The 26,288-nt window shown below is 40.8% G+C and carries 23 protein-coding genes and 1 tRNA gene; 6 read left to right on the top strand and 18 right to left on the bottom strand.

Features of this window, described 5'->3' with window-relative positions; all coding sequences use genetic code 11:
• On the top strand, positions 1-370 hold a 370-nt coding region (locus tag GMD3S_RS0200955; protein ID WP_025172938.1), incomplete at its 5' end, for an amino acid ABC transporter ATP-binding protein.
• A 149-nt stretch (positions 371-519) separates the two neighbouring features.
• The gene (gene zwf / locus GMD3S_RS0200950) at positions 520-2,007 is read left to right on the top strand and encodes a glucose-6-phosphate dehydrogenase (protein ID WP_000096108.1); all 1,488 of its coding nucleotides are present in this window, start codon (positions 520-522) and stop codon (positions 2,005-2,007) included.
• Positions 2,008-2,051: 44 nt separating this feature from the next.
• Here the strand turns inward: zwf and ftsY are convergent, their stop codons facing one another.
• From ftsY to GMD3S_RS0200935, 3 genes are read right to left on the bottom strand one after another with little or no spacing between them, the layout of a single operon-like run.
• Complete coding sequence (gene ftsY, locus GMD3S_RS0200945; protein ID WP_000522283.1) at positions 2,052-3,362, bottom strand: signal recognition particle-docking protein FtsY; 1,311 nt, start codon at positions 3,360-3,362, stop codon at positions 2,052-2,054.
• Positions 3,363-3,365: 3 nt separating this feature from the next.
• Positions 3,366-4,184 (bottom strand): Cof-type HAD-IIB family hydrolase, encoded by an 819-nt coding sequence (locus GMD3S_RS0200940; protein WP_000763423.1) that lies wholly within the window; start codon positions 4,182-4,184, stop codon positions 3,366-3,368.
• Entirely contained in the window at positions 4,184-4,975 is a 792-nt protein-coding gene (locus GMD3S_RS0200935; RefSeq protein WP_000594109.1) for a Cof-type HAD-IIB family hydrolase, read from the bottom strand. Before GMD3S_RS0200935 ends, GMD3S_RS0200940 begins: the two co-directional genes overlap by 1 nt.
• A gap of 217 nt (positions 4,976-5,192) precedes the next feature.
• Here GMD3S_RS0200935 and GMD3S_RS0200930 point away from each other — a divergent pair, with 217 nt between their 5' ends.
• Positions 5,193-5,888, top strand: coding sequence for a VIT1/CCC1 transporter family protein (locus tag GMD3S_RS0200930; RefSeq protein WP_000136042.1), 696 nt, complete (start codon positions 5,193-5,195; stop codon positions 5,886-5,888).
• 39 nt (positions 5,889-5,927) lie between these two features.
• Here GMD3S_RS0200930 and GMD3S_RS0200925 read toward each other — a convergent pair whose 3' ends face one another.
• The 5 genes from GMD3S_RS0200925 to GMD3S_RS0200900 all read right to left on the bottom strand — a co-directional run bounded on the left by GMD3S_RS0200925 (position 5,928) and on the right by GMD3S_RS0200900 (position 11,948).
• Positions 5,928-7,916: an FtsX-like permease family protein gene (locus GMD3S_RS0200925; protein WP_000489346.1), complete on the bottom strand. Its 1,989-nt coding sequence runs from the start codon at positions 7,914-7,916 to the stop codon at positions 5,928-5,930.
• A 1-nt stretch (position 7,917) separates the two neighbouring features.
• Positions 7,918-8,676 carry an ABC transporter ATP-binding protein gene (locus GMD3S_RS0200920; RefSeq protein WP_000173369.1) on the bottom strand — a complete coding sequence of 253 codons (759 nt, stop codon included), beginning with the start codon at positions 8,674-8,676 and terminating at the stop codon, positions 7,918-7,920.
• A gap of 380 nt (positions 8,677-9,056) precedes the next feature.
• On the bottom strand, positions 9,057-9,329 hold the full coding sequence (locus GMD3S_RS0200910; RefSeq protein ID WP_001092787.1) for a PspC domain-containing protein: 273 nt from the start codon (positions 9,327-9,329) through the stop codon (positions 9,057-9,059).
• A gap of 59 nt (positions 9,330-9,388) precedes the next feature.
• A complete protein-coding gene (locus tag GMD3S_RS0200905; RefSeq protein ID WP_000778613.1) occupies positions 9,389-9,832 on the bottom strand; it encodes a SprT family protein in 444 nt (147 codons plus the stop codon).
• Positions 9,819-11,948 (bottom strand): Tex family protein, encoded by a 2,130-nt coding sequence (locus tag GMD3S_RS0200900; RefSeq protein WP_000359115.1) that lies wholly within the window; start codon positions 11,946-11,948, stop codon positions 9,819-9,821. The genes GMD3S_RS0200905 and GMD3S_RS0200900 overlap by 14 nt, the downstream gene beginning before the upstream one ends.
• A gap of 130 nt (positions 11,949-12,078) precedes the next feature.
• Between GMD3S_RS0200900 and GMD3S_RS11090 the strand changes: the two genes are divergently transcribed.
• The 3 genes from GMD3S_RS11090 to GMD3S_RS0200885 are packed head-to-tail and all read left to right on the top strand — an operon-like array spanning position 12,079 to position 13,928.
• Entirely contained in the window at positions 12,079-12,210 is a 132-nt protein-coding gene (locus tag GMD3S_RS11090; protein WP_000268696.1) for an SPJ_0845 family protein, read from the top strand.
• Entirely contained in the window at positions 12,211-13,116 is a 906-nt protein-coding gene (locus GMD3S_RS0200890; protein ID WP_000151876.1) for a permease, read from the top strand.
• Positions 13,113-13,928: a TIGR03943 family putative permease subunit gene (locus GMD3S_RS0200885; RefSeq protein WP_000984354.1), complete on the top strand. Its 816-nt coding sequence runs from the start codon at positions 13,113-13,115 to the stop codon at positions 13,926-13,928. Before GMD3S_RS0200890 ends, GMD3S_RS0200885 begins: the two co-directional genes overlap by 4 nt.
• Positions 13,929-13,948: 20 nt before the next feature.
• Here the strand turns inward: GMD3S_RS0200885 and GMD3S_RS0200880 are convergent, their stop codons facing one another.
• From GMD3S_RS0200880 to GMD3S_RS0200835, 10 genes are all read right to left on the bottom strand, one after another.
• Positions 13,949-14,560 carry a tetratricopeptide repeat protein gene (locus tag GMD3S_RS0200880; protein WP_001070705.1) on the bottom strand — a complete coding sequence of 204 codons (612 nt, stop codon included), beginning with the start codon at positions 14,558-14,560 and terminating at the stop codon, positions 13,949-13,951.
• Positions 14,561-14,577: 17 nt separating this feature from the next.
• Complete coding sequence (locus tag GMD3S_RS0200875; protein ID WP_000521314.1) at positions 14,578-15,627, bottom strand: hypothetical protein; 1,050 nt, start codon at positions 15,625-15,627, stop codon at positions 14,578-14,580.
• A gap of 8 nt (positions 15,628-15,635) precedes the next feature.
• Positions 15,636-16,409: a nucleotidyltransferase domain-containing protein gene (locus tag GMD3S_RS0200870; RefSeq protein WP_001194460.1), complete on the bottom strand. Its 774-nt coding sequence runs from the start codon at positions 16,407-16,409 to the stop codon at positions 15,636-15,638.
• Between the two features lie 135 nt (positions 16,410-16,544).
• Positions 16,545-17,495: a bifunctional riboflavin kinase/FAD synthetase gene (locus GMD3S_RS0200865; protein ID WP_000633649.1), complete on the bottom strand. Its 951-nt coding sequence runs from the start codon at positions 17,493-17,495 to the stop codon at positions 16,545-16,547.
• A gap of 143 nt (positions 17,496-17,638) precedes the next feature.
• Entirely contained in the window at positions 17,639-21,178 is a 3,540-nt protein-coding gene (gene smc, locus GMD3S_RS0200860; RefSeq protein WP_000280909.1) for a chromosome segregation protein SMC, read from the bottom strand.
• Positions 21,169-21,867, bottom strand: coding sequence for a ribonuclease III (gene rnc, locus GMD3S_RS0200855; RefSeq protein ID WP_000661464.1), 699 nt, complete (start codon positions 21,865-21,867; stop codon positions 21,169-21,171). Before rnc ends, smc begins: the two co-directional genes overlap by 10 nt.
• 174 nt (positions 21,868-22,041) lie before the next feature.
• Positions 22,042-22,113, bottom strand: a tRNA-Arg gene (locus GMD3S_RS0200850).
• A gap of 68 nt (positions 22,114-22,181) precedes the next feature.
• Complete coding sequence (locus GMD3S_RS0200845) at positions 22,182-23,168, bottom strand: GMP reductase (RefSeq protein WP_000931160.1); 987 nt, start codon at positions 23,166-23,168, stop codon at positions 22,182-22,184.
• Between the two features lie 170 nt (positions 23,169-23,338).
• Complete coding sequence (locus GMD3S_RS0200840; protein WP_001223076.1) at positions 23,339-24,643, bottom strand: McrC family protein; 1,305 nt, start codon at positions 24,641-24,643, stop codon at positions 23,339-23,341.
• On the bottom strand, positions 24,630-26,279 hold the full coding sequence (locus GMD3S_RS0200835; RefSeq protein WP_000428053.1) for an AAA family ATPase: 1,650 nt from the start codon (positions 26,277-26,279) through the stop codon (positions 24,630-24,632). The genes GMD3S_RS0200840 and GMD3S_RS0200835 overlap by 14 nt, the downstream gene beginning before the upstream one ends.
• Between the last annotated feature and the right edge of the window lie 9 nt (positions 26,280-26,288).

Genomic DNA, 26,288 nt, shown 5'->3' with positions numbered 1-26,288 from the left:
GCTGGAGAAAGTCGGTCTTGCAGACAAAGCTAATGCTAACCCAGATAGCCTATCAGGTGGTCAAAAACAGCGTGTAGCTATCGCTCGTGGACTTGCCATGAATCCTGATATCATGCTCTTTGATGAGCCAACTTCCGCTCTGGACCCTGAGATGGTTGGAGATGTACTGAATGTTATGAAGGAATTGGCAGAGCAAGGTATGACCATGATTATCGTAACCCATGAGATGGGATTTGCTCGTCAGGTGGCTAACCGTGTTATCTTTACGGCTGATGGTGAATTCCTGGAAGATGGAACTCCAGATCAAATCTTCGATAACCCACAACACCCTCGTCTAAAAGAGTTCTTGGACAAGGTCTTAAATGTATAAAACAAAACTGTAAGGTTCTCCTTACAGTTTTTTAATTGCGTATTGGATTTTTTGTTTTTTTTGAAAATTATGATAAAATAAAAACTATGATAATGAGGAAATCTCATCCCTAGTCCAACTAGGAAAAAATATAGAAATTAGGTAGCTAGATGTCATCAAAGGTTATTGTTACAATTTTCGGTGCGAGTGGAGATTTAGCTAAACGCAAACTCTACCCTTCCCTTTTCAGACTCTATAAATCAGGCAATCTCTCTGAGCATTTTGCTGTTATCGGAACAGCTCGTAGACCTTGGAGTAAGGAATATTTTGAATCTGTAGTTGTCGAATCCATCCTTGATTTGGCAGATAGTACCGAGCAAGCCCAAGAATTTGCTAGCCACTTCTACTATCAAAGCCATGATGTGAACGATACGGAACATTACATTGCTTTGCGCCAATTACAAGCTGAGCTTAACGAAAAATACCAAGCTGAACACAATAAGCTCTTCTTCTTGTCTATGGCACCTCAGTTCTTTGGAACTATTGCCAAGCACCTCAAATCTGAAAACATTGTTGATGGCAAAGGTTTTGAGCGCTTGATCGTTGAGAAACCATTTGGTACAGACTACGAAACAGCTAGCAAACTCAATGAAGATCTCCTTGCAGCCTTTGATGAGGAGCAAATCTACCGTATTGACCATTACCTAGGTAAAGAGATGATTCAGAGTATCTTTGCTGTTCGTTTTGCCAACATGATCTTTGAGAATGTTTGGAATCGCGAACACATCGATAATGTTCAGATTACCTTTGCGGAACGCTTGGGTGTAGAAGAACGCGGTGGCTACTATGATCAATCTGGTGCCCTTCGTGATATGGTGCAAAATCATACTCTTCAACTCCTCTCTCTTCTAGCCATGGACAAACCAGCTAGCTTTACAAAGGATGAGATTCGTGCTGAAAAGATAAAGGTCTTTAAAAACCTCTATCATCCAACTGAGGAAGAATTGAAGGAACAGTTTATCCGTGGTCAATATCGCTCTGGTAAAATCGATGGCATGAAATACATTTCCTATCGTAGCGAGCCAAACGTCGATCCTGAATCTACAACAGAAACTTTCGCATCTGGCGCCTTCTTTGTAGACAGCGATCGTTTCCGTGGTGTTCCCTTCTTCTTCCGTACAGGGAAACGTCTGACTGAAAAAGGGACTCATGTCAATATCGTCTTTAAGCAAATGGACTCTATCTTTGGAGAACCGTTAGCGCCAAATATCTTGACCATCTACATCCAACCAACAGAAGGTTTCTCTCTCAGCCTTAACGGTAAAGAAGTTGGAGAAGAGTTCAAACTTGCACCTAATTCGCTTGACTACAGAACTGATGCGACTGCAACAGGTGCTTCACCAGATCCTTATGAAAAGCTAATCTACGATGTATTGAATAACGATTCAACTAACTTTAGCCACTGGGATGAGGTAAGTGCTTCTTGGAAATTGATTGACCGTATCGAAAAGCTCTGGGCTCAAAATGAAGTTCCGCTCCACGACTACAAGTCCGGAAGCATGGGACCACAAGCAAGCTTTGACTTACTAGAGAAGTTTGGAGCAAAATGGACTTGGCAACCCGATATCGCCTATCGTGAAGATGGCCGTTTAGAATAGCAAAAATATCCTGCAAGATTGACTTGCAGGATATTTATTTTGTATTAAATCAAGCCTTCTAAGAGACCCTTCATAAAGTTTTCTGAGTTAAATTCCCCGATATCATCGATTTTTTCACCGAAACCAATCAATTTTACAGGGATATTGAGTTCTTCTCGAATAGCTAGTACAACACCACCTCGGGCAGTTCCGTCAATTTTTGTCAAAACAATTCCAGTCAATGGTGTTATCTTAGAAAATTCCTTAGCTTGTACCAAGGCATTCTGTCCAGTTGACGCATCAAGGGCAAGGAAGGTTTCATGAGGTGCTTCTGGAACGACACGCTTGATAATGCGACCAATCTTTTCCAACTCAGCCATAAGGTTGTCCTTGTTTTGCAGACGACCTGCTGTATCAATCATAAGGATATCAATCCCTTCAGCTACAGCACGTTCCATCCCATCAAAGACCACACTTGCTGGATCAGCCTTTTCTGGCCCTGTCACAACAGGAACATCCACACGACGACCCCATTCAGCTAGCTGAGCCACTGCACCCGCACGGAAGGTATCTGCCGCAACTAGCATGACTTTCTTGCCAGCTTGTTTGTAGCGATGAGCCAATTTCCCGATAGAAGTTGTTTTCCCAACGCCATTGACTCCGACAAAGAGCATGACAGTCAAACCATCTTGAAAATGGATTTGTTCATCGTAGTTGCCATCCTTCTCATAGAGTTCAACCAATTTCTCGATAATGACTCGACGGAGTGCGTCAGGCTTCTTAGCATTTTCGAGTTTGGCTTCATAACGTAGTTCTTCTGTTAAGTTTGAAGCGACCTGCACACCGACGTCGCTCATGATGAGCAGTTCTTCCAATTCTTCGAAGAATTCTTCATCGACAGAACGGAAGTTGGCAAAGAAGGCATTCAAACGAGCACCGAATCCTGTACGGGTTTTCTTGAGACTGCGGTCATATTTTTCCTGTACAGTTTCTTCAACCTGAGGAAGTTCTTCTTCTACTACTTCAGAAGCTAACCCTTCTTCGAACTCTACAGTTTCTTGGCTCTCTTCTTTTAGAATTTCTTCCGGCTCTTGGAATCGTTCCAGTTCATCAGATTCTGGCTCAAGCTCTTCCTGAGCAGTTTCCTCAACTGCTTCTGGTTCAATCACTTCTTCTGTCAAGACCTGAGGAAGTTCTTCTTGAGCAAGAGTTGCTTCCACTTTGTCCCTTGCTGTCTCTTCCTGACTTGTTTCTTCGACTGCCGTTTGGTTTTCTTCAACCTCTTCTGACAAATCAAGATTTTCCAGAGCTTCTTTAACAATATCTTCGATTTTCGGCTCTTCTTTTTTCCCGAATAGACGGTCAAATAATCCCATATTTTAGTTCTCCTTTAGCACGTATTCTTCGATAGCCCAGGCAACGGCTTCCTCGTCGTTGGTCATCGGGGTAATGACATTGGCAACTGCCTTAACCGCTGGAACTGCATTTTGCATGGCAACTCCCAGACCTGCCCACTCAATCATAGAAAGGTCATTGGCCTCGTCCCCACAAGCCATGACCTGGCTTTGGTCGATTCCTAGGTGTTTAATTAATTTCGCTAAACCTGTTGCCTTGTGGACGTTTTTCGGTGACCATTCCAATAAGAGTTCACGCGATTTGAAGATTTCGTATTGGTCAAACAATTCAGGAGAAATCTGTTTAATCGCTGCATCCAAGGGTTCTTGGGCAAAGGCAGTCACGCATTTATTATACGTTATCTGACTAGATAACTCTTCAAAAGCGACTGGTACGAAAGTCAGAGCTGGATTAAACTTAGCATAGAGACTTTCTTGGTCCGACTGGATTTGATAGACTGTTCCTTCTGAAATAGCATCTAACGGTAATCCGAGTTTTTCAGTTTCCTCGTACAAGCGTGCCACATCGTCGATTGAAAAGACTGTTTTATCTAGAATCTCCCCCGTATTTTTCTGCACCAGACCACCATTAAAGGTGATGGTGTACTCGTCCTCTTGACCGTCAGTCCCTAGCTCATGGAGAAAGAAATCCATAGCCTTCAAAGGACGACCTGTTGTCAGAACGACCTTGATGCCACGGTCACGCGCAACTTTGAGGACCGCCTTGGTACGATCTGTTAGCTTTTTATCCGTTGTCAGCAAGGTGCCATCCAAGTCCAATGCAATCAATTTAATATCTGCCATTACAAGCCCTCCATATAAGCCATCACTGACTGGTCCTTATGGTGGCCAATCACTGTCTCTGCTAATTCTAAAATCTCTGGTCGCGCATTTTCAGGAGCGATTGGGTGCCCCACAACCTGCATCATGTGAAGGTCATTGAGATTATCGCCAAACGCCATGACCTGATCCATGGTTAGACCAAGTTTTTTTGCCAGCTCAACAATAGCCACACCCTTATCAACATAGTCTAATACAATATCGATGGATTCAAAACCAGTTGTCATAGCTTTCACACCAGGAACATTTTCATTTACCCAAGCCTCACCAGCTTCTATCGTATCTTCTGTGAAGTTAGTGGTGAATTTAAAAATCTCATCCGTGATCTCTTCCAAACGTGCTATTTTTTGAATATTTTCATTGTAGTGACTACTTAACTTAAGATAAGTTTCATCCACTGTGTCCAAAACATAACAAGCTTTTTTCCCAGTCAGTAGCATTTTTCTTTCATCAAAATAGGGCGATTTCTTTAAAGCTTCAAAAGTGTTCAAGTAAAAGTCGCGAGGCATAGTAGCCTCATACATATCCTCACCATGAAACTCAACATAGCTCCCATTTTCAGCTATAAAAATCACTTTATCACGTACATCCGCAAACAGCTTTTTCAGGGACAGAATACCGCGACCTGAAGCCACTGCAAAATAAATCCCCTTTTCCTTGTAGGAAACAAGTACGTTTTTGAGGCGTTCCATATCAAACCGACCCTCTCCATCTAGAAAGGTTCCATCCATATCGGTTGCTACAAGTTTAATCATAAAATCCTTCATACTCCAATTGATAAATCTACCTTCTATTATACCATAGATAAGCTAAAAAAGGACTTATACAGTAGGATTGGCAACTGTATTGCCGTGCTTTTTCGGTAAAGTCGAAAAGGGCTTAAAAATTAGAATCGTGGAACTTTTTTCAGATGGTTTAAAAAGTTTGTATTCCACTATTCTTTTCTCTATAATGGAGAGAAAGGAGATGACTATGACAGAAATAAAACATGAAATTGATGCAAACTTTGCAGGACGACTTAATATCCTACGTGCAGGTGTTCTGGGTGCCAATGATGGGATTATTTCCATCGCTGGAGTCGTTATCGGGGTTGCTAGTGCGACAAGCAATATCTGGATTATCTTTTTATCTGGACTAGCCGCTATCCTCGCTGGTGCTTTTTCTATGGCAGGTGGCGAATATGTCTCTGTATCCACTCAGAAAGACACGGAAGAAGCCGCTGTCGCTAGAGAGCAATTACTCTTGGATAAAGATATGGAATCTGCAAAACAATCCCTCTATGCTGCTTACCTTCAGAATGGTGAGTGTGAAACGTCCGCCCAACTCTTGACCAACAAGGCCTTTTTGAAAAATCCTCTTAAAGCCTTGGTCGAAGAAAAGTATGGAATCGAGTACGAAGAGTTTACCAACCCTTGGCATGCTGCGATCTCTAGCTTTATCGCCTTTGTACTGGGAAGTCTTCCTCCTATGCTTTCAATCACCGTCTTTCCAAGCGACTATCGCATTCCTGCTACTGTTTTTATCGTGGCCCTTTCCCTTCTTATTACCGGCTATACTAGTGCCAAGCTAGGCAAGGCTCCAACGAAAACTGCAATGATCCGCAACCTCTGTATCGGACTTCTCACCATGGGCGTAACCTTCCTCTTGGGACAACTCTTTAGTATCTAAGATAAAAGAAATACCTCGATGAATTTCGAGGTATCTTTTTTACATTTGCACAATCTTGCGATAGCTTCTTGAGGTAATCATAAAAATCAAAACGTAGACGATGAGGAAGATAGCACAAATGGACAATGTAACAGTCAACATCATGGTCGCATCTAGCACACCAATGACTTTTAGGATGAGGCTAAGCATATGATAGGCAAAGGCAAGGTGTAGGAAGGCAAAGAGCAATGGGAGGAAGAAAACAGTTAGGACCTGTTTGTTAATAGTTTGCTTGATTTGCTTTTGATCAAGTCCGACCTTTTGCAAAATGATGAAACGTTCACGGTCTTCATAGCCCTCAGAGATTTGTTTGTAGTAGATAACAAGAACTGTTCCCACCATAAAGATGATAGAGAGGAAGATACCGATGAAGAAGACTCCACCAAAGAGAGCACTCATCTGCGCACTACTATCAGCCAGATTGCTTCCGTAAACATAGCTTCCTTCTTTGTTTATTTCTCTATTAAAGTTGTTAACGAATTTTGAATAGTCATCTGCAATTTTAAGTTGCTCGTCCTCACTAGCCGTTACATTCATACCACCATAGTATTGATTAAAGATAGAAGAGTTAGGATGCTGTTCAAGAAAGGCTTGTAAGTCAGGAACAACCAAATAGTTATAATCCGAAGTTAGGATATTGTACTGATTTGGGACATGTTCAAGAATAAAATCTTTCTTGATTTCTTCTTTGATCGTGTAGGTCTGGTCATTCAGAGTCAATTCTTTCTGCCCTTGAAGTTGCTTGTTTTGAGCAAACAATCCAACTTCCTTACCTGAAAGTGCAAGTTTCTGTCCTGTCATATTCTCATAGTCTTTTTGGTCAAAGACCATAAAAATAGTTTTCGGTTGAACACGATTTTGACCTTTATCAAAGATTGTCAATTTCGTACCATCTTGATTTGCCACACCAAAGTTACTGTATGTAAGGACTTCTTTCTTTGTGACAGTCAATCCTTTATCACTAGCATACTGGTTCAAGAGTTTTTCGATGTCTTCTTTTTCAACATTCTGTCCTGTAATCCCAAAATCATGTGGATTCATGACCTTCTTGAAGTTTTCTGATGCTTTAAAGATACTTGTTGCAGCAGACATTGTCACCAAGACCATGGTTGAGAGAATTGCAATCGTCGCAAGACCAACCGCATTTTTCTTCATACGGAAAATGAGATTAGATACGGAAATCATGTTGTTGGGCTGGTAATAGTAAGTCTTGTTTTTCTTTAAGATTTGTAAGAAAACTGTAATCCCTGCATTGAAGAGAAGATAAGTCCCCAAAATTACCAACAAGACTGCTACGAAGAAAATCAGAACAGCAGAAAGTGGGTTTTCGACTGTTACTGCTAGATAGTAACCAGCTCCCAAACTAATCAGACCTAGGATGGTTTGGACACCTAAGAAACGTCCTTTTTTCTCACCACTGGCTTTTTCACGAGAGAGCTGAAGGGCATTCATGCGTGCGATGCGAAAGGCATTGATAAAAATTAGACCTAGGAAGATAGCTCCAAAGACGATGAGAACTAGGATAAAGACAATTGGTTGGAAAGTCGAAACGAGCTCCACTTTCATCTTCATCAGCTTCAGAAGAAGGGCGAAGATTAGCTTATCAAAGAGAGCTCCTAGACCGAGACCAGCTGTCAAGGTTAAGGAACCAAAAATAAGAAGCTCCTTAAAAACCATACTGATCAAATGGCGCTTTTCGAGACCCAGCATACCATATACACCCAGCTCCTTGGAGCGGTTCTTCATGACAAAACTATTTGCATAAAGGACAATAATTCCAGAAGCGATGGTAACAACTACCATACCGAGAGCCAGGGTCATAGAGATAGTTTCTCCCCCTCGAATCTTGCCTATGTTAGGATTAAGTGACAATGAGTAAAAAAGATAGGTGATGGTCACTGCTAAGAGAACAGCAAGGGCAAAGGGATAGTAGAGTTTACGGTTTTTGATTAAGTTTGATACCGCTAACTTATTGGTTAATCGGAACATACTAATTCACCTCGCTTGCCATAACAGTCAAAGTATCAGAGATTTCTTGGAACATCTGACGCTCTGTCTTGTCTCCACGGTAGATTTGGTTGTAAAGAATGCCGTCTTTGATAAAGAGAACGCGCTTGGCCCTGCTGGCTGCCGCCGTTGAGTGGGTTACCATGAGAATGGTTTGACCGCGTTCATTGATTTCATCAAATACATCGAGTAAGGCTGCAGATGACTTGGAGTCAAGGGCTCCTGTTGGCTCATCCGCAAGGAGAATTTCAGGTTCAGTGATGATGGCGCGTGCTACTGCTACCCGCTGTTTTTGACCACCAGAGATCTCGTAAGGGTACTTCTCTTGCAATTGGTTGATGCCCAAATTTTCAGCTGTCACTACCAACTTCTTCATCATCTCCGTGATAGGTTTTCGTGATAACACTAACGGAAGCAAGATATTGTCCTTAACAGACAGGGTATCTAGCAAGTTAAAGTCTTGGAAGACAAATCCCAACTTTTCCCGACGGAAACTCGAAGCCTGTGAATTTTTAATAGTGGCTGTGTCTGTTCCGTTTAGGTAAACCTGGCCTCGAGTTGGTTTATCCAGCATAGCTAGGATGTTGAGCAGGGTTGACTTTCCTGAACCAGACTCACCCATGATGGCAACGTAGTCACCCTTTTCTACGGTAAAGTGAATATCTTTGAGTGCTTCGACTTGGTTTCCTTGGAAACGTGTTTTGTAGATTTTTTGAACGTGTTTTACATCTAAAAGTGTCATGATTTTCTCCTTCTTAATATCCCATCATTTGAAACTGTGCTTGCATCATAGCGCATCCCAGTTGAACACGCTCGATATCTTTTTGACTTGGTTTTCTTGTTTTCTTTTGTAAAATTCTTTTCATGGTTTTGCTCCTTTATTCTTTATGAGTCTAGTTTATCGCAAAAAAAGATGGCTTGCCATAACCTAACCTTACAAAAGAGACTTTAATCTTACATTTTTGTAAGATTGAAGAATATCAAGCAATTTCGCTATCAATATTTTACCATAAAAGAAAGGCAAGAAGAAAACCCTTGCGGATGCAAGGGTTAGGATTCACTACTTTTTCTAATTTCTTCAAGAAACAAGGAAATCATCTATAAACTATTTCCAAATCCGACTCACCAAAACCGTCCATCATTGTCATAAATGGCCTCAGCATCCTTACGTTTGCGTGGTCCTGTTCCGTACATTTCTGCTTCAATCTCTTCCTTAGTTGGCAGAATAGAGGCGAGGATGATGTAGATAATCACACCAATCCCAAAATTTGATATGGTAAAAATGGCAAAGAGAAAGCGGACTAGAGTTACATCAAAATTCCACTTGTCTGATAAACCAGCTAAAACTCCCGATACCATACTATTTCGTTTCATTTTATAAAATTTTGTATTCATGATTTGTTCCTCTTTCGGTATTCTTACAAGTAGTATATCATGAAACGGGGGCACAAACATCAGTCCTTAGGCCGATTTAGGATGACGAGTTTACCACGGCAGACGCCACAGCGATAGCACTTGGTATCAATCTTCCTCTTTCGTTGATAGCGTTGCTGGCAGGATTGACACTGATAAACTAGGAAATTACTTTGGGCTCTCAAAGGGGGAACAAAGCGTAGTCCATCCACTTCTTTCAAAAGTTCCTTAAAATCTCGGTCCTTATGCCGATACCCCTTTTTCTGAAAATAAAGGTGATAGTGACAGAGTTCATGGCGCACGATTTTCCGAAAAACCTCCAAACCAAGTTCATTATAGACCTTGGGATTAAAATCCAAATGCCCATCTTTAGGGAAAAATCGCCCACCTGTCGTTCGCAGACGAGAATTCCATTGGGCTTGGTGTGTAAAAGGTCTACCAAAGTCTTCGAGGGAAACGGACTGAACGTACTCAGTCAGTTTCATCTGGAGCTAGGAGCGACAGATTAACTTTTTCACGTTCAGTATCGATTTTCTTAACCCAAACCGTTACCAAATCTCCAACAGACACCACTTGACTAGGATGTTTGATAAATTTGCGACTCATGTGGGAAATATGGATCAAACCATCCTCGTGAATCCCGATATCAACGAAGGCACCGAAGTCAACGACATTACGCACCACACCTTCTAGCTTCTGGCCGACTTTTAAGTCTTTGATATCCAGTACATCTTGACGGAGTACAGGTGCATCAAAAGAATCACGGAAATCTCGACCTGGTTTGAGAAGGTCGGCAATAATATCTTTAAGGGTTTCTGGGCCAAGATCTAGTTCTTGCGCCATCTCCTTAACTGAAAGGGACTTAAGCTTATTTTGTGCTTCTTCATTCAACTCCTTGATATCCAAGCGTTTGAAAAGCTCCTTAACCGCAGCATAGTTCTCTGGATGAACTCCTGTATTATCAAGGATATTGCTACTTTCAGGAATACGGAGGAAACCTGCAGCTTGCTCAAAGGCTTTGGCACCTAGACGAGGAACCTTCTTGATTTGAGAACGTGAAGTGATTTTTCCTTCTTCCTCACGGTATTTGACGATATTTTCAGAAATGGTTTTATTGAGTCCAGCTACGTGGGAAAGAAGAGCTGGGCTGGCTGTATTGACATTGACACCGACTTGGTTAACCACCGTATCTACGACAAAGTCCAGACTCTCAGACAGTTTCTTCTGACTGACATCGTGCTGGTATTGACCGACACCGATTGACTTGGGATCAATTTTGACCAATTCAGCAAGGGGATCTTGCAAACGTCGAGCGATCGAGATAGCAGAGCGTTTTTCAACGGTCAAGTCTGGAAACTCCTGACGAGCTAGTTCACTAGCAGAATAGACAGAAGCGCCACTTTCATTGACGATAACATAGCTGACTTCTGGAAAATCTTTCAGAACTTCCGCCACAAAGGCTTCACTTTCACGACTGGCCGTTCCATTTCCGATGGCAATAATTTCCACGCCATACTGACCGATCAAGTCGGCTAAGTCTCGCTTGGCTTCTTCGATTTGACGATCGGAGGCTGGTTTTACTGGATAAATGACTTGAGTCGTCAGCATTTTCCCTGTTGCATCAACGACAGCTAGCTTGGCACCTGTACGAAAGGCTGGGTCAAATCCTAGAACCACGCGCCCTTTCAGCGGAGCAACCAAGAGGAGATTGCGCAGATTGTCAGAAAAGAGTTGGATAGCCCCTTCTTCCGCTTTCTCAGTCAACTCTGTCCGAATGCGTCGCTCAATAGCAGGCAATACCTTTTTCTTAACTGACTGTTGGACAACTTCATCTATATAGGCATTTTTGACTTTAAAACGAGCACCAAAGAAAGATAAGATACGGTCCGTCGCATGTTCAAAGCCAACCTTCAAAATACCTAATTTTTCCCCACGGTTGAGAGCCAAGGTACGATAGCCCTGCATGTTGCCAACTGTCTCTGAAAAATCATAATAAATCTGAAAAACTTGTTTTTCATCGAGATTTTCACCCTTGACTTGCGAAGTGATTTTAGAGTGTCTCAACACTTCCTGATAGGTCATAGCACGTAGATTGACATCTTCGGATAAGGCTTCGACCAAGATATCAACCGCACCAGCCAAGGCTTCTTGACCAGTCGCAAATCCTTCACAGACAAACTTCTCAGCTTCTTTCTCCAAGTCAGCTACATCCTGCAAAATCAAGCGAGCAAGAGGAAAGAGTCCAGCTTCACGGGCAATGGTAGCCTTGGTCCGACGTTTTTCCTTATAAGGAAGATAGAGTTCTTCTACATCTGCTAATTTCTCAGCTGCAAGGATAGCTTCTTCCAATTCCTTTGTTAGCTTACCTTGTTCTTGAATCTTAGCTAAGACAGCTTCTTTACGATCGTTGAGATTTGTCAGACTTTTATCCAGATCAATAATGGCCTTAATCGCTACCTCATCCAGACTACCAGTCATGTCCTTGCGATAACGGGCGATAAAGGGAATTGTCGCTCCTTCAGCGGTCAAACTTAGAACGGTATCGATTTGCTTTAAGGTTACACCCAAATCTTGGGAGATTTTTTCATATTTTTTATCCATATACCTATTATACCATAAGGAACAGCCCTTGTTTCGCCCTACCCTTTTTTACCTCTTTGATTATCAAAATAATCCCTTTTCAAGAAAATAATAGTATAATAGAGGTAGAATGTAGAAAAGAGGTAGGCCCATGGCTGTTAAATTTACAAAAACGGATGACTTGGACAAGATGTTTGAAGAATTCGCAAAACTTCCTGACTTAACACAAGTCACTTTTCCAGATGACAAAGATAAAAAAGAAAAAGTTGAGAAGAAAAAATAGATGACGATTTTCCAATCTCTTCCTCCTAGTGTATTACAAGCGGGAGCTATTTTTCTCTCCATCATGATTGAAGCCCTTCCTTTTGTCTTGATTGGGAGTCTCATTTCGGGATTGATTGAGGTCTATATCACACCTGATAAAGTTTATGAGTTTCTCCCTCGCAATCGTTGGGGGAGGATCTTTTTTGGTACCTTCATTGGCTTTCTCTTTCCTTCTTGCGAATGTGGTATCGTTCCGATTATCAATCGTTTTCTGGAAAAGAAAGTGCCCAGCTACACAGCGGTTCCTTTTCTGGTGACTGCTCCCATCATCAATCCTATCGTTCTTTTCGCCACATATTCTGCCTTTGGCAATTCAATAAAACTTGCCTTCTTGCGAGCTCTGGGAGCTATTGTGATTGCTTTGATTCTGGGGATTTTCCTAGGATTTTTCTGGAAGGAACCCATTCAAAAAGAGAATCCTATCGCTTGCCATGAACATGACTTTTCACACTTGGGTCCCGCTAGAAAAGTGTTTCAGATCTTTATACAAGCTATTGATGAGTTTTTCGATATGGGGCGTTACTTGGTCTTTGGCTGTCTCTTTGCGGCTATCGTGCAGGTCTATGTCCCGACTCGGATCTTGACCTCTATCAGTGCAAGTCCAGTCCTTGCGATTCTCTTGCTCATGTTTCTAGCCTTTCTCCTCTCTCTTTGTAGCGAGGCGGACGCCTTTATCGGAGCTTCTCTCCTCTCAAGCTTCGGCCTAGCGCCAGTCCTTGCCTTTCTGATCATAGGCCCCATGCTTGATATCAAAAATCTCCTCATGATGAAACACTATCTCAAAGTGCGCTTCATCTGGCAATTTATGGGTATTGTGACAGTGCTTGTCTTGCTTTATTCTTACATGTTTGGAGTGTTGCTATGATGCGATTTTTCATTTTACTGGGTTATTTTGCCCTAACTCTGTATCTGCAGCTTTCTGGCAAGCTCAGTCACTACATTAACCTCCACTATTCCTATCTAGTCTATATTTCCATGCTCCTTTCTCTTCTATTGGCTCTGGTCCAATTCTATATCTGGATCAAGAAAATCAACTCTCACAGCCATTTAGAAAGTCGTCGAGCTAGACGAATCAGCCTCCTTTTACTGTCACTACCTCTGTTGATTGGGGTTGCCTTTCCGACAGTAAGTTTGGACTCGAGAACCGTGTCTGCTAAGGGATACCATTTCCCACTTGCTGAGGGAATCGATACTGCTATTCAGGCAAGCGAAGGAACATCCAGTCAATACCTCAAACCCGATACCAGCACCTATTTTTCCAAATCTGCTTATGAAAAGGAAATGAGGTCTACAGCTGACAAATACCTCACCCAACCAACCATTCAAATCACTGATGAAAACTATATGGAGGTCATGGAAGTTCTCTATGACTACCCTCAAGAGTTTGAAGGAAAGAAAATCGAATTTACAGGCTTTGTCTATAACGATCCTAGCCATCCAGATAGCCAGTTCCTCTTTCGCTTTGGAATCATCCACTGTATCGCCGATTCTGGTGTATATGGACTCTTGACAAAGGGGAACTCACGCCAGTATCCTGACAATACTTGGATCACCGCTAGCGGAACCCTGACCCTCCACTACCATAAAGAACTCAAACAAAAACTCCCAACACTAGAGGTTGAGAGTTTCACAAAAGTAGATAAACCAGAAAATCCTTATGTCTATCGCGTTTTTTAATAAAAAGTAGCCTTTTCAGGCTACTTTTTATTATTTAGCAATTTTCTAACCTCTTGAGCACCAATCTGATCGCCTGCCTTTTCAAAAAGAACGATAGCTTGTAAAAAATTTTCATGTGATTCTTCAGGATTTTGTATCGAACCAATCTCTCCTAAACCTCTATAGGCACAAGCTTGGGCAATCAAATCATCTGTTTGCAAAGCTTGTTTTAAGGACTGTTCCATATACATGAATGCTTCTGCTACTTTTCCTAACTTTAATCGTAAATAACCTTGCTCATAATTGTTAACAGAAGATTTGAGGGTATCCTCTGTAAAAGCTTCTTCAATGACTTTTTGCTCTCTTTCGATATAGAAAAGGGCTGTTTGAAATTCATTCATTTCACGATAAACCATGGCTAACTGATGATAGCCTATATGTTCATTTTCTGGGTCGCTTTTAGTTCGTGCTAAGTCAATGTAACGCTGATAGATACTTAAGCACTCGTTGTATTTTTGCTCTTCAAGATAAATATACCCCATCAAATTTAACAAACTAAAATCTGTGCAAGTTTCCAATAAAAAATCAGCTTCAACTATTTTTTTAGCCTCATTAATCTTACCCTCAAACAATAAATCCCATGCTTGATTCATACATATCCTCCTGCTTCTTACGTTGTATAGAAATCTATTGACAAATCGCTATCAGACTCGTATTTTTTCCAAGCTAAACTGAAGCCATAATAATCTTCAAATTCAGGGTGCCAGTCATAATAAAGTGGGACACGACTATACTTTCTCGCTACAACTTCGTCTTCAAATTCTGGAGACTCCCCTGCTGTAATACCAAATTGAAAGCCATTTAGTTCCCAAGTATTTCCCCAAACGTTTTCATCAGAGAGAACATCGATCCATCTAGAAGCATCAATATCAAAATCTGCACATAATTCCAGCTCATAGAATCTTCTACAGTTAATCTCTGAAGGCTTAATATAAAGGGCAACATCTACTTGGTACTTTGTATCTTTGACTTGAACCTGCGTAATTTTCATTGGAATTGGAACTCCATTTAATTCTAACCAGAAATAGCCTAAGGGAGTTTTGATACTATAATATTGCTGATTAGCAGGTTTAACATTTTTAGAGCAAGCATCAAGCATTCTTCCCAGCTTTATTATATTTCTACAAACGTTTTTCGAAGTGATTGGGTCGAAATGTGAATACCTACGAATGACACGTTTTAACTTTTCAACAGGAAAAGTGATATCCTTTGGTAGGGCATGATACTTCTGTACAACTAAAGCAGTTTTTTCAGTATTTTCCTTCCCGACTGGGACAATAACAGCGTGTCCTATATGGATATTTGGGTCATCACAGATATACGTATAGCCATTCCCTCCCTCCTGAAACTCAACCACAACAAGATTTAACTCTTGATCTGGATCAAAGAGAGGCTCTACCTTTTCTACTTCTTGGCGCTCATAAAAAGTAAAGTGATCTCCATCCCCGTCTTCGCCAAAAACCATGAAACTGCCACACTCAGGGCACTTCCACATATAAAATGACGCTTCAGAAATATCATCATAAGAAATTTTATTATGGTCGTCAGCTTTATTTATGATTTCTTCAAACAACTCATCCGAATAAACTGAATAAGCATTTGGATCGGGCGCTCGGTGGTCATTCATTGCTTGCCCACATTTACATGTCCATTTACCCATAAAAAACCTCAGTCGTGGCCTAATTCTTCAAGGAAAAATTGATTTAGAGCTTTCCACTCTTTCTTTTCCTCTCTAACACTTTGAACGTATGCATCCAACTCTTGGATGTTAGCTAAAATATAATCTTGAATTGGCATTATCGGATCAATTTCCATACCTTCAGCTCCCTTGACCTTGATATCAAGCAATCTTAACACATGCTCTTTCATCTCATCAGGAAGCAATTCTTTGACCAAATCGTCAAATAAAATTGGAGGAACAGAATGGTATTTTTCAATCCAACGACAGGCCAAAATAGGACGCAGCGCATAGAAATACTTTTTAGGTTTGACCTTGTCTCCTGAAAGATACTTATTCATTTGAGTTCTAGCAGTGTTCAAGTAATGGTAGAGCATTTTCTTCTCAGAAAAATACTGGTTGGCAAGATGACGCATGCGCTCGATAAAATCCGTTTGTCGATAGACAATTGGTGACTGTAACCATTCAAACAGTGTAGGATTTGACTTATAAAGGAGTTTTAAAGTCTTGTCTAAATCCCAACCACTCACATCCCAAGTATCGTCAATTGGTAGCTCGATAACATCACGCTGTTCATTTAAACGGAGATAAAAATCTTGCTTGTGTTTGTAGATAAATCGTACATCAAAGTCACTATCGGGAGACTCAAAACCCCAGGCACGACTACCAGACTCGATAGCCCATAAAACTCTGACACCATAATCACGCTCAATTTCTGCTAATTTTTCCGGTACCAGAACATTCATTTCTTCTTGCGTTTGCATAATAAAGCCTCGTCTATATTCTGAGCATAAGTAGATGCTAAAATAGGGAATTATGGGAACTAAAAAGAATTATATCACTCTTTCAAAACTACAATCAAATAAACTAAACCTTCTATAAGCTTATTCAGACGTTTTCTATACCTGAGCCCCTTGAATGACAGAATCTCCATCCTTCCAGTTTCGAGCAATCTCTTCGTCTTTCTGGAGTTGGTCAACCAGTTCCTCTACGGAGTCAAATTTGATCATATCGCGGACACGGTCCAGCCAGTAGACCATGACTGTCTCACCGTAAATATCGTCTGAAAAGTCGAAAATATTAACTTCAAAACGTGGTTCTTCTCCATCAAAGGTAACATTTTTTCCAACACTTGCCATTCCACGATATCTCTGACGTTGCACTTCGATATCAACTACATAAACACCGTCAGCTGGCATGTAAGTTCGGTCTCTTAGGACTAGATTGGCTGTTGGATAACCAATAGTGCGCCCACGGGCATTTCCATGAACGACCATCCCACGAGATGGGAGAGGTGTGCCGAGCAGTTGATTGACTTCCTTTACATCTCCATCAAGAATAGCCTGACGAATCCGTGTAGAACTAATCTTGCCCTTTTCATCCTCAACTGGAGGAACAATGATGATCTCTCCATCAAAATAGTCCTTCAGTTCATCCGCAGTTTTCTTATCTGAGCCAAAGGTATAGTCAAATCCTGCTACAATAATCGCTGGTTTTAAAGCCCTGATATAGGTATCAAAAAATTCCTGCCCGGTTAAATTGGCAAATTTGCTACTAAAGTCAAGTAAGAATAGAGCCTCTACCCCATGCCATTTCATCTTGTGCTCCCGTTCCTCGTGATTGACGATATGGAGCATAAGCTCAGGTTGGTAAGGTTGCAAGGCAAGTTTTGGCGACTCTGTAAAGGTCATCACGACAACTGGCAGATAATCCTTCATAGAAGCCTTACTGGCCACTTCAAAAAGTTTCTGATGCCCCTTGTGGATGCCATCAAAATAACCTAGTACAAGGACTGTATTACCTGGTACTGCAATGTCTTTTTCGTTCTTAATAGGTACTGTTGTAATCATAAAACTATTATATCATAGAGAAAGTCTTTTCGCTAAGAGGAAATCCCAAATGTCGTTTTCTGCGCCTGAACTGACCTTAAGAGAAAATTTAGCGCTTTAGTTTTAAAAAATAGCACCTCCTAAGAGGTGCTATCATTTGGTAACTAGTCTATTGTTTCTTCTAAATCTTTTAATTTAACCGAAACAATCTTAGAAACACCTGATTCTTGCATGGTAACTCCATAGATAGAGTCCGCCGCCGCCATCGTCCCCTTACGGTGGGTTACGACGATAAACTGACTATCCTTGTCAAAGCGGTTGAGATAGTCCCCAAAGCGTTTAACATTGGCTTCATCCAGCGCCGCCTCTACCTCGTCCAAGATGACGAAAGGAATTGTCTTAACTCGTATAATTGAGAAGAGAAGAGCCAGAGCTGATAGGGCTTTTTCACCACCACTCATGAGGTTGAGAGATTGGATTTTCTTACCTGGAGGTTGAACAGAAATCTCCACACCAGCTGTTAAAAGATCGCCCTCAGTTAATATCAAGTCTGCCTGACCCCCACCAAACATCTGTCTAAAGGTCACTTTAAAGGACTCACGAATCGCCTCAAAGGTTGATTTAAAGCGTTCCTTAACCTCATCATTCATCTCTGTGATGGTCTCAAGGAGCAGGTTTTTCGCAGACAAAATATCATCTCGTTGGCTATTTAGGAAATTCAAACGATTGTGGACTTCTTCGTACTGTTCAATAGCATCCAAGTTGACAGGACCCAGCGAGCGAATAGCCTTCTCAAGATCTTTAACTTCTTGCTCTGCCAGATTGAGATTTTCCAACTCACGTGCTTTTTCTAGAGCCTCAGTGTAGCTGATCTGGTACTGGTCTGTTAATTGAGCTTGTAGATAGCGCAAGCGTTCGCTGACCTTTTCTTTCTTGGCTTCAGCACGTGTTTGTTTGCGAATCCACTCTTCATTTTGATGACGAGCTTGATCCAAATGGCTAGCAATATCATCCACCTGACCTTCGATATCATCCAACTCAAACTGCTTGCGAATCAAACCTTGTTGGAGGTTTGTTTTCTGAGTTTTGGCCTCTTCCACCTGCTGACTTAACAAATCCGTATCAACCTTCTCAAGATTATCAACCTTTTCTTGGAGGAGACGCTGAATCTCCTCTTGCTCGATATCCAGATTATCCAGTTCCTTGCCTAAGCGTTCAATATCAGTCGCTTCGTACCGCTTTTGTCCTTGCAGTTCTGACTTAAGCAAGCGTGCTTGAGAAATCTGTTCCTGCAAGTTTTGATAGCGTTCTTGAATAGCGTTTTTGTTAGACTTAATCTCTTCAATCTCAGCTTCCAGATTTTGCTTTTCACTGGCGATAGTAGCAAGGCGCTCTTGGCATTTTTCCTTATCCGCTTGCCAATCTCCTTCAGTAAGGCGATTTAATTCCTCTTCTTGAAGTTTCCAAAGAGTTTCTAACTCTTCCACTTGCTGATTGGTTTGTTGATAAGCAAGATACAAACCTTGCTCCTGAATACGAGCTTGCTCACCTTGAGATTTGATAGCTTCTAATCTTTCTGCCAATACCGCCATCTCATCTTGCAAGGTCTTCAAACTCGCTTCTTCTGACCGCAAGTCAGCTTCTTCTTCAGCAATTTCTTTTTGTAATTGTTCCAGCTCTGGCTTGATGAAAATACTATTGTTTTGACGATTGGCACCACCCGCGTAGGAACCACCTGTACGCAACTCTGTCCCATCCAGTGTCACCATGCGAACCTGATAACGAACTTGACGAGCAGCTGCACGCGCATGTTCTACAGTATCAAAGATAGCCGTGGTAGCTAGCAAATTCTTGAAAATGGCTTCTAGTCTCTTATCAAACGACACCAACTCATCTGCCATTCCCAGAAATCCTGGACTTGCTGCGATAGCATCTTGATTCTGACTAGAAATGGTACGAGCCTTGATCGTCGTCAATGGAAGAAAGGTTGCACGACCAGCTCTGTTACGTTTTAGGAAATCAATCGCCTTGGTTGCCGCGTTTTCATCTTCTACGATGATATGCTGACTGCTAGCTCCAAGCGCAATCTCTAGGGCAGTTTGATAATGCACATCAAAGGTCAAATGTTCACTGACTGCACCAATGATCCCACCAAGACGGGCTTTTTCTTGAAGAACACTCTTAACACCCGCATAAAAATTACTATGATTTCTTAGGATGTTTTCTAAACTCTGGGCTCTAGCCTGCTTGTTTTTGAGACTGTCTAGACGATCAAAGAGTTGGCTCTGCTGGGCTTGGTAAGAAACTTTCTGCTCCTCTTGTTCCTTGGAACTAGCTTGGTAGTCTGCCAATAATTTCTGAACCTGCTCCTTAGCAGTTTCAAGCTCAGTCTTTTGCTGACTTGCTTTCTCTTTAGCTGTAGCCAATTGTTCTTTCAGTTTCTCAAGTTGATCTGCTTGTTTTTGAGAGAGTTGACGGCTGTTCTCTAGTTCATTCTCGATGCGGGTCAGTTGGTTTGAGACATCCGCTTCTTCTTGTAAAAGAGCGACAAAGCGTTCGCGCAAGAGCTCAATCATCTGGTCAGGATCATCTGAAAAAGCTAGCATTTCTGCCTCTAAACGATTGAGTTCCTTGTTATTTTCAGCTAGTTCTTCCTCTAACTGTGCCAGATTTGCTTCTTTTTCAGCCTTCTCTTTACTTAGAGTCTTTCTCTTATCTTCCAAAGCAGTCACACGGGCTTGTGCTTCTTGTTGATTGAGGGCAACCTGCTCGGACTCCAGTTTTGAAAGGGCTAATTTTCGCTCTAAATCACTGATCAGATTCGTCAGGTCCATCAAACTTCCTTGGTCTTTAGCCATTTGAGCTTGGAGATCTTGGCGTTTCTTTTTAAGACTTTGATTTTCCTCTTCTAACTCTTGACGCTTTTGGTAATAGCTAGTCAAAAGTTCCTGAACCTGAGTTAGTTCTTCTACTGTCAGCTCTAGTTCAGCCTTGTTTTCCTTGATTTGGGCAACCAGTACATCCAAGTAAATTGCCTTACGTTGACCATTCAAGTCGAGAAACTTACGAGCATTCTCGGCTTGTTTTTCAAGGGGCTTGATTTGATTGTCTAACTCATAGATAATATCCTCTAAACGGTCTAGATTGTCCTGAGTTTGTTGCAGTTTGCTCTCTGTTTCTTTTCTTCGAGTTTTGTACTTTAAAACTCCAGCAGCTTCTTCAAAAATGGCACGGCGTTCTTCAGGCTTGGAGTTGAAAATCTCCTCAACCTTTCCTTGGGAAATAATAGAGAAGGAATCTCGTCCCAATCCCGTATCCAAGAAAAGGTCATGTACATCACGAAGACGGACTTTTTTGCCATCAATTCGATACTCGCTATCACCACTACGATAGATATGGCGTTCTACCTTAATGACTTGCCCTGCATCCTTGATGAAGCCATCTTCATTATCCAAGGTCACGACAACAGAAGCATAATTGAGTGGTTTGCGACTTTCTGTCCCAGCAAAAATGACATCGGGCATCTTGCCACCACGAAGGCTCTTGACACTGGACTCTCCCAAGGCCCATCGCAGACTTTCTGTGATATTTGATTTTCCAGATCCATTGGGCCCAACGACAGCTGTCACACCTTGGTCAAAGACTACCTTAGTCTTGTCAGCAAAGGACTTGAATCCCTGAATCTCAATTTCCTTTAAATACATGAATCCAGCCCCTTCTCAACTGCATTTTTGGCGGCCTCTTGCTCTGCTAATTTTTTAGAACGCCCTTGGCCTTTTCCAATACTCTTGCCCTCAACCAGAACTTCTACATCAAAAACCTTATCATGAGCAGGCCCCGTCTCAGAGATAACCTGGTAGCGAATATCTACATCTCCATTGACCTGGAGCAACTCTTGCAGATGTGTCTTGTAATCCTTAATCATTTCAAAGTCACCTGCTTCAACCTTGGGAATCATGACCTGATAGATAAATTCTTTTACCCTAGCCACATCCTTGTCTAAAAGCAAAGCACCCAGAAAGGCTTCAAAGGCATCACCAAGAATGGTGTCACGATTGCGCCCACCAGACTTTTCTTCCCCTTTTCCTAGTTTGATAAACTGATCAAACTGGCAATCACGCGCAAAACCTGCCAAACTTTCCTCACGGACAATCATGGCACGGAGCTTGGACAAATCGCCCTCTGGTTTCTTAGGATATTTTTTATACAGATATTCTGAAATCAATAATTGCAGAACAGCGTCTCCTAAAAATTCCAAGCGCTCATTGTGTGAAATTTTTAAGAGGCGGTGCTCATTGGCATAACTCGTATGAGTAAAGGCAGTTTCTAGTAGCTTTTTATCTGCAAATTCGATTGCAAAACGGTCTTTCAGGACAGTTTGTAATTCTTTCATACCAACCTCTTTCTAACTGATAACGGTCCTTCTTATTATATCAAAAAAAGCCCCCTGAGTCACTTTAAAACGGGACTAGAGGGGAATTGAGCATTTTTTAGAAGGCGATTTTCAATTTTAGAGACAATATAAAGAAAAAAAGCCTTATTTAAAGGCTTTCATAGGCTAATTACATCCACCCTGAGGGAATCGAACCCCCATCTCAAGAACCGGAATCTTACGTGATATCCATTACACTAAGGGTGGAAACTTGTCTTATTATAACAGAAATTTGCTCTAATAACAAGTTTTTTTATGGGTGGACTAAGTGTCTCTTAGTGGGATGCATCACCGTTCCAGATAGAGTTTTTCACGATAACATAATCAACGTGTTTGAGGTCGGCAACTTTTCGTCCACCTGCGTAGGAAATGGCACTTTGCAAGTCCTGCTCCATCTCAGTAAGGGTATCTTGTAGATGACCTTTGGCAGGAAGTAAGATGCGTTTTCCTTCCACATTTTTATAAGCACCCTTTTGATATTGTGAAGCGGAACCATAGTATTCTTTAAACTGTTCGCCGTCGACTTCAATCGTCTTTCCTGGGCTTTCGATATGTCCTGCAAATAGGGAACCAATCATGACCATGCTAGCACCGAAACGGATAGACTTGGCAATATCACCATGAGTACGAATCCCACCATCAGCGATGATCGGTTTACGCGCAGCCTTTGCACACCAACGCAGGGCAGCCAACTGCCAACCACCTGTACCAAAACCAGTCTTGACCTTGGTAATACAAACCTTACCAGGACCGATTCCAACCTTGGTAGCATCCGCACCAGCATTTTCCAATTCACGCACAGCTTCTGGTGTTCCCACATTCCCAGCAATGACAAAAGTAGCCGGCAATTCTTTCTTGATGTGCTGAATCATAGAAATCACGCTATCTGCATGACCATGAGCAATATCAATCGTGATATACTCAGGAGCATCAGCCTTGAGTTGGCTAACAAAGTCGTACTCGTAATCCTTGACACCGACAGAAATGGAAGCAATGAGCCCTTGATCGTGCATGCGCTTGATAAAAGGAATGCGCCCAGCTTCATCAAAACGGTGCATAATGTAGAAGTAGCCGCCTTTAGCCAATTGCTCTGCAACATTCTCATCCAAAATCGTCTGCATATTGGCTGGTACAACAGGTAGTTTGAAAGTGTGATTTCCAAGTGTGACACTCGTATCCGCTTCTGCACGGCTTTTAATGACACATTTATTAGGGATCAACTGAATATCTTCGTAATCAAAAATCGGAAATTCATTTAACATATCGATGTCTCGTTTCTTTTGTGATGACCTACCTATGCTTGCGCATCCCTACGCCTTTTTGCGACGTTTCCTTGATTTATTATAAATCAAAGTACAGTTTTTGTCAAATAATTTCAATTATAAAACAATAATGTTCGGTTTTTATGGTTTAAATATAAAAAGTGGAGAGACTAGTTTCTCCCCACTTCCTTATCAATATTCTTTTTAAAAATTTCTTCAGAGCTTTCCATCATTTCAGAAAATCCCCTATAAGATGAAGCATTCTGAGGAATTTGGATAGAAAATTTCTTCAACAAAGCTCCATAACCTGCTAGCTTTCCTATCTCATTATCAACAACCTTGTCCTTGCTCGGAAAAACAAGACCACCTTTCTCAGCTTTTAAAATATAAGAATAGGAAATCAGCTGGAATAAGTCCTCACGGTTGATTCCTTTTTCAGTGAACTCCAGTTCTTTATATTTAGCATCTAAAACTATTTTTAACTCTTTATGATAAAAATCTGGAAATACTTTTCTTTCACGATTAGAAAATACTGAAATACCGTCTGTCTTATCCTTATTTCGTGGATGGATGAAATCTTTTGGCAACAAGGTATAAACATACTCTTCCCAAAGCCAGGAAACATCAAAAAGAATACCATGTACCTTTTGGGCTTGAGATCCAAGACCATGCTTTTCTCTACTCAGAATCATCAAGCAGAGTTCCTGTAATTTTCTGTACTCTCTGAAATAGGCGTGTCGGATGGGTTTGATTTTATTTATTCTGATAATCTTGGCACGATCAGCTAGTTTATAAGCTGGAGTTACACGCACGATTTCAGATACATTTTCACGATTACTATCGAGCAGAACTCCGAAACTTTTCTGATTCTTTATGTACTCAATCGTATGCCGAATCAACTGCATGAGGGGATTATCATAGGTGAACTCTCTTGTTGTGTAGACAACATTTCCCATGAAAGGAACATTTCTTTTAAGGTGATTTCCAACATCTATCACTCCTTTTACATGACTGTCGTTATGAGAAAATCGCTGGTATTCCTTATACAGACCTTTTCGAATTGCAGCTTGTAGATACTTGGGGAAGAGATACATCAAAAGTTGATAGAGCTTATCTTCACGCGACAAAGCTACATCCAAACTAGTCAGATTGATATTTAGAACTTTCTGCAATAGATAATGCAAAAAATGGTCGTTACTTTCATCAGAAAAACGAGAGGAAATCGTCAATTTTTCCTGACCACACCCCAGAAAACCAATCACATTTCCAGTCTTAATTTCCTGATCGACAGTTTCAAAAATCTTTTGGTCCTTATCCAAATCAGGAGAATGAGTCAAATCATTTGGGAATATAAAGATACTGTCCTCTATAGAAAGGTTATCCAGTGTTCTATCAAGAAGAGCTTGACTTAGTTTGGGATATTCTGCGACAAAATCTTCTTTAGCAATTCTATGCTGATTATCAGTTATCCGCATTATCATCACCAGTATCTTGCTGAACTGTTTGCTCTTTATTTGTCAGATCAAATGCTTTTTTCAATATTGCCAGAGTTTCAGACTCTTCATAAGAACCCCGCAAGTAGTCTTCTAGGAGGGGTTTAATATAATCAGACCAGAGGAATTCATAGTCAAAGTCTACATCCTTCAATTTAAGGAAATAACTTGGACCGATATGATAATGACTGTTTAATTCCTGAACGTTTTCGATAGCAGCATTCAAGTTTCTTAGACGAAGTTTTGCTTCTTCTGCATGGATATCTAGTTCTTTATCCAACATAGCAACTTGGCTTTCAGCAGTAACTTCAACAAAACGGAAACGACGGCGCATAGCAAAATCAAAGGTGTCCACTGAACGGTCAATATCATTCATGGTTCCAATAATGTAGACATTTTCAGGGATATAAAATTTCTCATCAGTCTCATGTAAATTAGCATACTGAGTAGAAACACATCCCTTTTCACCACGATAGCCAGGGTCAATAGAGAAAAAGAGTTCACCAAAAATCTTAGAAATCTCACCACGGTTGATTTCATCGATGATGAAGATAAAATTCTTGTCTGTCTTGATCTCTGTTGGAGAGATATAGTCTTTCAAACCAAATCTTTTCTTTAAAGTTTCAAGGACTTTTTTTCCTTGGTTACGATAATAGAGCTTTTTCAGATAATTTTTGTCTTTATAGAGTTCATAAACATAAGATTTTGTTAAGACAGTTCCTTTGGCTTTAGTTTCATAATTGATATTAAAATTATTTCGACTATTTACTGTGAGATAGGAAAATTCTGTCAAATATTCTTTTTCATCTCTACTATTAACATACTCAAGATAAAGATCCCAAGCTTCATCAAAATTATCTTGTCCTCCAGTTTTCTGAGCTTCTTTCGCTCTCTGACAGAACTTCTTAAAAATACCATCCTCTAGCTTAAACTCAATAGCTCCATCCCCATTTGATACCGGTCTTAACCCCTCAACAAAATCCGTATAATCATAAGATGGATGAAACTGTACAAAGCCGATTTGGTCTTCGTTGCCATCCGTTAATTCTTTAGCAATTTCTTTAGCAAGATAAGTTTTTCCTGTGCCAGGAGCACCGCGGAGGATGAGGTTTTTGGATTTTTTTAATTTATCTAAATAATCGTTAATATTTTTATTCATAACAACTTTCTCTATATTTTTTCTGTATGTACCATTTAGAATGGATTTATATAAATTGATACGTTCTGAATTTCTATCCCAATACACTGTATGTCTGTTTGTGTTATTACCCATGTTCCATTCACCAATTTTCAACCATTCTACACCAATAGAATGGTTGAACTTTTCTTTTGATGATTCATAATAGTAGGATTTAATTACTTTTCCGATTCCATAAAATTTTGATATTCCTTTCTTAGCTATCACAATATCGCCAACTTTAATTTTATGTGCAAATTGCCATATAAACTTCTTTTGTTTATCCCCAGCAGGAAGCTCCCGATAATTGTTATATTTAAATAAATCTGAAATATTATAATTTGAAAAATCAATAGAAAGTTTATTATTTTTTATAAAATCATCCCATATACCTTTATGCGTAGGAATCGCAATTAACCAAAAGTTCACTATATTCTCCATAAAATTTTT

The sequence above is a fragment of the Streptococcus sp. GMD3S genome, assembly GCF_000298695.2.
Classification (GTDB): Bacteria; Bacillota; Bacilli; order Lactobacillales; family Streptococcaceae; genus Streptococcus.
Note: the sequence above shows the minus strand (reverse complement) of the source record. Positions and strands in the feature narration are given on the sequence as shown.

Bases quoted from the DNA above. Each gene is read 5' to 3' on its own strand.
- zwf (WP_000096108.1), top strand. From the start codon at position 520: ATGTCATCAAAGGTTATTGTTACAATTTTCGGTGCGAGTGGAGATTTA.
- ftsY (WP_000522283.1), bottom strand. From the start codon at position 3,362: ATGGGATTATTTGACCGTCTATTCGGGAAAAAAGAAGAGCCGAAAATC.
- GMD3S_RS0200940 (WP_000763423.1), bottom strand. From the start codon at position 4,184: ATGGCAGATATTAAATTGATTGCATTGGACTTGGATGGCACCTTGCTG.
- GMD3S_RS0200935 (WP_000594109.1), bottom strand. From the start codon at position 4,975: ATGATTAAACTTGTAGCAACCGATATGGATGGAACCTTTCTAGATGGA.
- GMD3S_RS0200930 (WP_000136042.1), top strand. From the start codon at position 5,193: ATGACAGAAATAAAACATGAAATTGATGCAAACTTTGCAGGACGACTT.
- GMD3S_RS0200925 (WP_000489346.1), bottom strand. From the start codon at position 7,916: ATGTTCCGATTAACCAATAAGTTAGCGGTATCAAACTTAATCAAAAAC.
- GMD3S_RS0200920 (WP_000173369.1), bottom strand. From the start codon at position 8,676: ATGACACTTTTAGATGTAAAACACGTTCAAAAAATCTACAAAACACGT.
- GMD3S_RS0200910 (WP_001092787.1), bottom strand. From the start codon at position 9,329: ATGAATACAAAATTTTATAAAATGAAACGAAATAGTATGGTATCGGGA.
- GMD3S_RS0200905 (WP_000778613.1), bottom strand. From the start codon at position 9,832: ATGAAACTGACTGAGTACGTTCAGTCCGTTTCCCTCGAAGACTTTGGT.
- GMD3S_RS0200900 (WP_000359115.1), bottom strand. From the start codon at position 11,948: ATGGATAAAAAATATGAAAAAATCTCCCAAGATTTGGGTGTAACCTTA.
- GMD3S_RS11090 (WP_000268696.1), top strand. From the start codon at position 12,079: ATGGCTGTTAAATTTACAAAAACGGATGACTTGGACAAGATGTTTGAA.
- GMD3S_RS0200890 (WP_000151876.1), top strand. From the start codon at position 12,211: ATGACGATTTTCCAATCTCTTCCTCCTAGTGTATTACAAGCGGGAGCT.
- GMD3S_RS0200885 (WP_000984354.1), top strand. From the start codon at position 13,113: ATGATGCGATTTTTCATTTTACTGGGTTATTTTGCCCTAACTCTGTAT.
- GMD3S_RS0200880 (WP_001070705.1), bottom strand. From the start codon at position 14,560: ATGAATCAAGCATGGGATTTATTGTTTGAGGGTAAGATTAATGAGGCT.
- GMD3S_RS0200875 (WP_000521314.1), bottom strand. From the start codon at position 15,627: ATGGGTAAATGGACATGTAAATGTGGGCAAGCAATGAATGACCACCGA.
- GMD3S_RS0200870 (WP_001194460.1), bottom strand. From the start codon at position 16,409: ATGCAAACGCAAGAAGAAATGAATGTTCTGGTACCGGAAAAATTAGCA.
- GMD3S_RS0200865 (WP_000633649.1), bottom strand. From the start codon at position 17,495: ATGATTACAACAGTACCTATTAAGAACGAAAAAGACATTGCAGTACCA.
- smc (WP_000280909.1), bottom strand. From the start codon at position 21,178: ATGTATTTAAAGGAAATTGAGATTCAGGGATTCAAGTCCTTTGCTGAC.
- rnc (WP_000661464.1), bottom strand. From the start codon at position 21,867: ATGAAAGAATTACAAACTGTCCTGAAAGACCGTTTTGCAATCGAATTT.
- GMD3S_RS0200845 (WP_000931160.1), bottom strand. From the start codon at position 23,168: ATGTTAAATGAATTTCCGATTTTTGATTACGAAGATATTCAGTTGATC.
- GMD3S_RS0200840 (WP_001223076.1), bottom strand. From the start codon at position 24,643: ATGCGGATAACTGATAATCAGCATAGAATTGCTAAAGAAGATTTTGTC.
- GMD3S_RS0200835 (WP_000428053.1), bottom strand. From the start codon at position 26,279: ATGGAGAATATAGTGAACTTTTGGTTAATTGCGATTCCTACGCATAAA.